The sequence below is a fragment of the Brevundimonas sp. GN22 genome (assembly GCF_054824005.1).
On the sequence record NZ_JSYD01000021.1, the window covers coordinates 22,710 to 28,758 of the forward strand.

Below are 6,049 nucleotides of genomic sequence, written 5' to 3' on the forward strand. Positions count from 1 at the left end.
GGGTGATCTGTCCGCCGGTGCCAATGGTCTAGAGCGCCTTGACGATCCCCTCGACCATCTTCTTGGCGTCGGCGAACAACATCATGGTGTTGTCGCGGAAGAAGAGTTCGTTCTCCACCCCCGCATAGCCCGCCGCCATCCCGCGCTTGATGAACAGCACCGTGCCTGCCTTCTCCACGTCCAGAACCGGCATCCCGTAAATGGGGCTCTGCGGGTCGGTCTTGGCCGAAGGGTTCGTGACATCGTTTGCCCCGATGACGAAAGCCACGTCGGCCGAGGCGAACTCGGAGTTGATATCCTCCAGTTCGAAAACCTCGTCGTAGGGAACGTTGGCCTCGGCCAGCAGGACGTTCATATGCCCCGGCATACGGCCCGCGACAGGGTGGATGGCGTATTTCACCTCGACGCCTTCTTCCTTCAGCTTGTCTGCCATTTCACGAAGCGCGTGCTGGGCCTGCGCCACCGCCATTCCATAGCCGGGCACGATGATGACCTTGGAGGCGTTCTTCATGATGAAGGCGGCGTCTTCGGCACTGCCCTGTTTGACGGGGCGGGTTTCCACCTTGGCACCATCGCCGCCCGCAGCGGTCTCAGCACCGAAACCGCCGAGGATCACGCTGATGAAGCTGCGGTTCATGCCTTTGCACATGATGTAACTGAGGATCGCGCCTGACGAGCCGACCAAAGCGCCCGTGATGATCAGCGCGATGTTCTCCAACGTGAAGCCCAGCGCCGCTGCGGCCCAGCCGGAATAGGAGTTCAGCATCGACACCACGACAGGCATGTCCGCGCCGCCGATGGGTATGATCAGGGTAATGCCCAGTATCAGGCTAAGGGCAAACACGGCCCAGAAAGCCCAAACAGCTGTTCCGCCCGTGCCGATCAGAATACCGATCAGAAACACCAGACCCGCCGCCAGCCCCAGATTGATCAGGTGACGCGCGGGTAGAAGGATCGGCGAGCCACTCATATTGCCGTTCAGTTTGGCAAAGGCGATGACCGAACCGGTGAAGGTAATGGCACCGATGGCCACGCCGAGGCTCAACTCTACCAGCGACAGCGCCTTGATGCCGCCCGTCACTGTCTGAATGCCAAAGGCGTCGGGCGCATACACGGCCCCCACAGCCACCAGACAGGCCGCCATACCCACCAGCGAGTGAAAGGCTGCAACCAGTTGCGGCATGGCCGTCATCGGTACGCGGTTGGCGATGATCGCACCGGCACCACCCCCGAGCACAACACCGCCCGCAATCAAAGCAAGTGTCAGAGGATCAAGCGCACCCGTACTGGCCAGCAGCGCGAGCGTTACGCCTACAGCCAGCGCCATGCCCGCCATGCCGAGCATATTGCCACGGCGGCTCGTTTCCGGGCTGGACAAGCCACGGAGTGAGAGAATGAACAGCACACCCGCGACCAGATAGGCCAGTGCTGCGATGGATGCTTTCATACTCTCCCCCGTTTAGCTCCGGATCAGAAAACGTTGATAATGGCGGGCGCTCCGGTTGTGCCCTTGGCCACTGGCTTGCCGTCCTTGATCACGGCGACGCCGATATTCCCCTCGCCAGTTAGGCGGGTTAGGGTGCAGCTGCCGTTGTCGGTCGGCAGGTTGCCGATTTGCGGGCCCTTGCCCTCGCGCACCATGCGGTTCTGATAGACGCCACGGATAGTCACGGGACGGAAGCGGCACTCCAGACGCCACGTTGCATTGGCATCGGCGGCCACAGCCCACGGCAATCCACCCTTCAGGTCCTGTGCCACTTCAGCCGGTTGGGCCAGGGCAACAGAGCCAGCAATCAGGGTCAGTCCGGCAGCTACGATCGAAATTGCGGTCTTCATTACTCTCACTTGACGTCAATCAGGTTTTATAAAGATTTGGGTGCGGAACAGCCGCCACAAGGCAGCGCTTATGAACACTGGTCCGAGAAACACCAGAATCCAATCCCAAATATTCCACTCGCGCTCGCGCACGGCATACAGGGCCAAAGTCGAGGCAAAGACGATCACCACGCCGCAGTCCTGATAGCGCATCCGGATGACCGGCGGGCATTTGCCGACCCAGCTCCACAGCCACAGACCCACGCCGTAGAGGGTCAGCGCACCGGACAGACCAATGGTGAAATCGGCCGGAGTCATCATGAGCGCTTGCGGCCCTTCAGATACCCTCGCGTCGCCAACGCGACCATCACAACGCCGCCTACGGTATAGCCGATGGCGGATACCTGATTGGCTGCCTGATATTCAGTCCAGCTTTGGAGCGCGAAAAACACAGCAACCAAGACAGGATAGCCAACCGACAAGGCGGCCTCGATGCCGCGACGCACCTTTGGCGGAAGCTTGCCGCTGAACAGCACCAGAACCAGTATCAGCCCTACGGCAACTGCCAAAAGGACCGTGATCCAATGCGCGGCTGAAAAGCCAGAAATCATACTCAACGCTTATCCTTCTTGCGGTACATGGCCAGCATCCTGCGCGTGACCATGAAGCCGCCGAATATATTCACACTTGCCAAAGTCACAGCGGCAATTCCCGCTCCCTTGGCAATCCACGCATTCGCGCCGCCCGCCTCGCCTCCGCTGAACGCCGCAGCAGCCATCAGCCCGCCAACAATGATCACCGAGGAAATGGCGTTGGTCACAGCCATCAGCGGGGTGTGCAACGCAGGCGTTACACTCCAAACGACGTAATAGCCGACAAAGATAGCCAGCACGAAGATGGCTAGACGAAAGACGGTAGGGTCGACGTATTCCATCAGGCTATTCCTCTGTGTTCTTCTTTATCGAGCGCGAGATACGTGAAGCAAATCAGTGGACGGCCATCCGCGCTCGTTTGCACGCTGTGGCTCATCCCTTGATGCCTTCATGGACCACTGCGCCTTTGTGGGTGACCACGGCGGCCTTGAGGATTTCGTCTTCCAGATCGACGGAGATTTCCCCGTCCTTGACCATCAGTCCGACGAAAGACGCCAGATTGCGGGCATAAAGCGCGCTGGCGTCGGCGGCGATGCGTCCGGCCAGATTGCTCCAGCCCACGATCTTCACGCCATTGGCCGTCGTGACAATCTCGTCGGGCTTGGAGCCGTCGACATTGCCGCCAGCCTCGACCGCCAGATCGACAATCACCGAACCTGCCTTCATCGAAGCCACATGCTCCGCTGTCACCAGTTTGGGCGCGGGGCGTCCGGGGATCAGAGCCGTCGTGATGACCACATCCTGTTTGATGATGTGATTGGCTGTCAGTTCGGCCTGTTTGGCCTGATACTCAGGCGACATCTGCTTGGCATAGCCGCCCGAGGTTTCAGCGGCTTTGAACTCTTCGTCCTCTACGGCAACAAACTTGGCCCCGAGGCTCTCGACCTGCTCCTTGGCCGCAGGGCGTACGTCAGTGGCCGTAACCACCCCGCCCAATCGACGAGCGGTAGCGATGGCTTGAAGCCCTGCGACACCCGCACCCATGACGAACACCTTGGCCGCCGCGACTGTGCCTGCCGCCGTCATCATCATCGGGAAGCCGCGCCCATAGGCATAGGCCGCTTCGATCACCGCACGATAGCCCGCCAGATTGGCCTGTGACGACAGCACGTCCATGACCTGCGCACGCGTGATGCGGGGAACGAACTCCATCGCAAAGGCCGTGGCGTTGGCCCCTCTCAACGCTTCGAGCGTTGCCTTCTCGCGATGGGCGTCCAGCATGGCCACCACTATCGCACCGGTTTTCAGTGCGCTGGTTTCCGAGGCGGTCGGCCCCCGCACCTTGAGCAGGATATCGGCACCAGCCAGCACAGCCGCCAAGTCGCCCGTAACCGTAGCTCCCGCCGCCTCATATTCCGCATCCGAGAAGGACGACCCTGTCCCAGTGCCGGCTTCGACGGTCACGGCAGCGCCCAGCGCCAGAAGCTTCTTCACCGTCTCCGGAGTGACGGCACAGCGCGTCTCTCCTTCGCGGCGTTCACGCGTTACGGCGATGGCAACGGCCAAATTCCTGCTCCCGAAATCCCCATATCGATCAGTGTTAGATGAGATTGCTAAGGGATCAAGACTTGGAGCAACAAAAAAGCCCGCCGGAATACGGCGGGCTTTCAAGAAGCAAGCGGAATGCCGAAAGTCTTAGTGCTCGGCGGTCTTCTTGTCGCGCAGCATGACCACGCCGACCACCGTCACAACAGCGGCCGCGATGAAGCCGGCAACGAAGCCTGCGCCCACTGCGAACCAGACGACCAGCAGAACCAGAAGTGCCGAAATCGCGAGCGAGCACCACTTGGTCATGGCGATGAACAGCTCGAACATGTGCTTTTGCGCCGAGATTTCCATCTCGCCGTGGACGTGGTCGTGGGCGGTATCAGCGTGCGAGTCGGCCATGGGACTTCCGGTAAAATGAGTCAGGATTTGGATGCGTCTTATAGCGCCCGTTCAGACGGCTCAAGACCCTCGTTCAATCTAGCGTGGCCAGAACGTCGCGGGTGAAGCCTGCAATATCAAATCCTTTGCCTGCCGGATCCTCGCCACGACGGACAATGACCACACCGCGGCTAGGGACGATGACGACGTACTGTCCCCTGTTTCCGTTGGCGGCATAGGTGTCGGACGGCACGCCCTCGGATTGGTTGAAGACCCAGAAGGTCGCGCCATAGCCAAAGTTACCGGTCGGCGGTTGGGGCCCCGAGGGCGTAGAGACGAACCGGCCCCATCCCTGCGACAGAACCCGTTCTCCTTCCCAGACTCCGTCATTCAGATAGAGCTGCCCCAGTCGCGAGAGGTCGCGCGCGGTCGTCCAGACCTGTGACGACAGAACATAATGTCCGCGCCAATCCGTCTCGGCATAGGTTCGCGTCATGCCCAAGCGGTCGAACAATGCCGCCGGAGGGTTGGCGGCAAAACCGTCTTCGATGGCCATTACCGCCAACAGGGTATCGTTATTGGCATAGCGATAGGTGGAGCCAACGGGATGGAGCAGCGGCCAGTACGGAACCTGCTCGTCCACCGCGGTCCCGCCAAAATAGAGGGCGTCCGTTCGGTTACCTGCTGTATCGCTGGTCAAGCCGGACGACATACGCATCAGGCTTTCCAGCGTAATGGCTGCTCGCGGATCACCCGGCACTTGCCAGTTAGCGATGGGAGCCGGATCGGATACATTGATCTCGCCGCGCTGAACCGCCGCGCCGATCAGAGTACCGGCAATGCTTTTGGCAACAGACCAAGTGCGCTGTGGCGTGTTCGGTCCAAAGCCGTCTGCATAATCTTCGGCAATACGCTTGCCGTTCTGCAGAACGACCACACCGGTTGTGTTGGTGCCCGCGCCGTACCCTTGGTTCAGCGCGCTGTGGATCACGGACTTCAGCTTGGCTTCGTCACCGGCCACCGCCGCCACAGGCATGTCAGGCGCATGTGCGCGGCGGGCGACGGCAGGCAAAGCCGGGCCGGAAACATAACCCATGGGTTGGATCACGCAGCCCTGCCCCTCGCGATAGGTCGCCACGCGGGGTGGAGCCGCATCGTCCCACACTACCGAGACCTGCTGATCCGAAACCTGTGCTGTGAGGTGAGCGATGATCGGCTGAAGCTCGGAATAGATGCCCACAAGCTCGTTGCGCTCAATGCTTTCCAGCGTGCGCTGGCTGCCCGCCGCCTCGGCAGTCTTGAAGGCGCTACAGACCGTTAGCGCCTTGTACCCTGCCGCCAGAGCACGATGTTGCGCGGGATGCGAAGCAACCGCCTGCGGAACCTGGGCAATGACGGATGCGGGCAAGGCAAGGGCCGCCGCGACGCATAAAGAAAACAGGGCTTTCATAGGGTCGAGGTTTTCGCCCTAATCCCACCCTGTCAACGTTTATCGAACGTCAGTTCGCGCAGAGCGCTTCGAACTGATCGACCAGACCTTCGAGGCGCTTGGTGCCGATGGTCCAGAAGGCCGGATCTCGCGGGTTCAGTCCGAACGGTTCCAGCGCCTCGACATAGGTCTTCGACCCGCCATTGGCCAACAGCTCGCGGTACAGTGACGTAAAGGCTTCGGGGTCCTTGGCCCGCGTCTCCATTAGCGCCGCAACCAGCAGATC

The 6,049-nt window shown here is 60.7% G+C and carries 8 protein-coding genes and 1 pseudogene; all 9 read right to left on the reverse strand.

The window, feature by feature from the left end; genetic code table 11:
- Nucleotides 1-28: 28 nt before the first annotated feature.
- On the reverse strand, nt 29-1,447 hold the full coding sequence (locus OB03_RS03740; protein ID WP_461343274.1) for an NAD(P)(+) transhydrogenase (Re/Si-specific) subunit beta: 1,419 nt from the start codon (nt 1,445-1,447) through the stop codon (nt 29-31).
- A gap of 23 nt (nt 1,448-1,470) precedes the next feature.
- Nucleotides 1,471-1,836, reverse strand: a complete 366-nt coding sequence (locus OB03_RS03745) for a hypothetical protein (protein WP_242913913.1) — start codon at nt 1,834-1,836, stop codon at nt 1,471-1,473.
- A gap of 15 nt (nt 1,837-1,851) precedes the next feature.
- Nucleotides 1,852-2,133, reverse strand: a complete 282-nt coding sequence (locus OB03_RS03750) for a hypothetical protein (RefSeq protein WP_242913912.1) — start codon at nt 2,131-2,133, stop codon at nt 1,852-1,854.
- Nucleotides 2,133-2,432 carry a hypothetical protein gene (locus OB03_RS03755; RefSeq protein ID WP_242913911.1) on the reverse strand — a complete coding sequence of 100 codons (300 nt, stop codon included), beginning with the start codon at nt 2,430-2,432 and terminating at the stop codon, nt 2,133-2,135. Before OB03_RS03755 ends, OB03_RS03750 begins: the two co-directional genes overlap by 1 nt.
- Nucleotides 2,429-2,749 carry an NAD(P) transhydrogenase subunit alpha part 2 gene (locus OB03_RS03760; RefSeq protein ID WP_242913910.1) on the reverse strand — a complete coding sequence of 107 codons (321 nt, stop codon included), beginning with the start codon at nt 2,747-2,749 and terminating at the stop codon, nt 2,429-2,431. Before OB03_RS03760 ends, OB03_RS03755 begins: the two co-directional genes overlap by 4 nt.
- A 91-nt stretch (nt 2,750-2,840) precedes the next feature.
- Nucleotides 2,841-3,974, reverse strand: coding sequence for a Re/Si-specific NAD(P)(+) transhydrogenase subunit alpha (locus OB03_RS03765; RefSeq protein WP_242913909.1), 1,134 nt, complete (start codon nt 3,972-3,974; stop codon nt 2,841-2,843).
- Between the two features lie 129 nt (nt 3,975-4,103).
- On the reverse strand, nt 4,104-4,355 hold the full coding sequence (locus tag OB03_RS03770; RefSeq protein WP_242913908.1) for an aa3-type cytochrome c oxidase subunit IV: 252 nt from the start codon (nt 4,353-4,355) through the stop codon (nt 4,104-4,106).
- Nucleotides 4,356-4,428: 73 nt separating this feature from the next.
- Nucleotides 4,429-5,784, reverse strand: a complete 1,356-nt coding sequence (locus OB03_RS03775; RefSeq protein WP_461343275.1) for a serine hydrolase domain-containing protein — start codon at nt 5,782-5,784, stop codon at nt 4,429-4,431.
- 49 nt (nt 5,785-5,833) lie between these two features.
- Nucleotides 5,834-6,049 (reverse strand): annotated as a pseudogene (locus tag OB03_RS03780) (M3 family oligoendopeptidase); the annotation flags it as partial.

What these genes read in the sequence shown, in the direction of transcription:
- OB03_RS03740 (WP_461343274.1), bottom strand. Translation starts at nt 1,447, where the DNA reads ATGAAAGCATCCATCGCAGCACTGGCCTATCTGGTCGCGGGTGTGCTG.
- OB03_RS03745 (WP_242913913.1), bottom strand. Translation starts at nt 1,836, where the DNA reads ATGAAGACCGCAATTTCGATCGTAGCTGCCGGACTGACCCTGATTGCT.
- OB03_RS03750 (WP_242913912.1), bottom strand. Translation starts at nt 2,133, where the DNA reads ATGACTCCGGCCGATTTCACCATTGGTCTGTCCGGTGCGCTGACCCTC.
- OB03_RS03760 (WP_242913910.1), bottom strand. Translation starts at nt 2,749, where the DNA reads ATGGAATACGTCGACCCTACCGTCTTTCGTCTAGCCATCTTCGTGCTG.
- OB03_RS03770 (WP_242913908.1), bottom strand. Translation starts at nt 4,355, where the DNA reads ATGGCCGACTCGCACGCTGATACCGCCCACGACCACGTCCACGGCGAG.
- OB03_RS03775 (WP_461343275.1), bottom strand. Translation starts at nt 5,784, where the DNA reads ATGAAAGCCCTGTTTTCTTTATGCGTCGCGGCGGCCCTTGCCTTGCCC.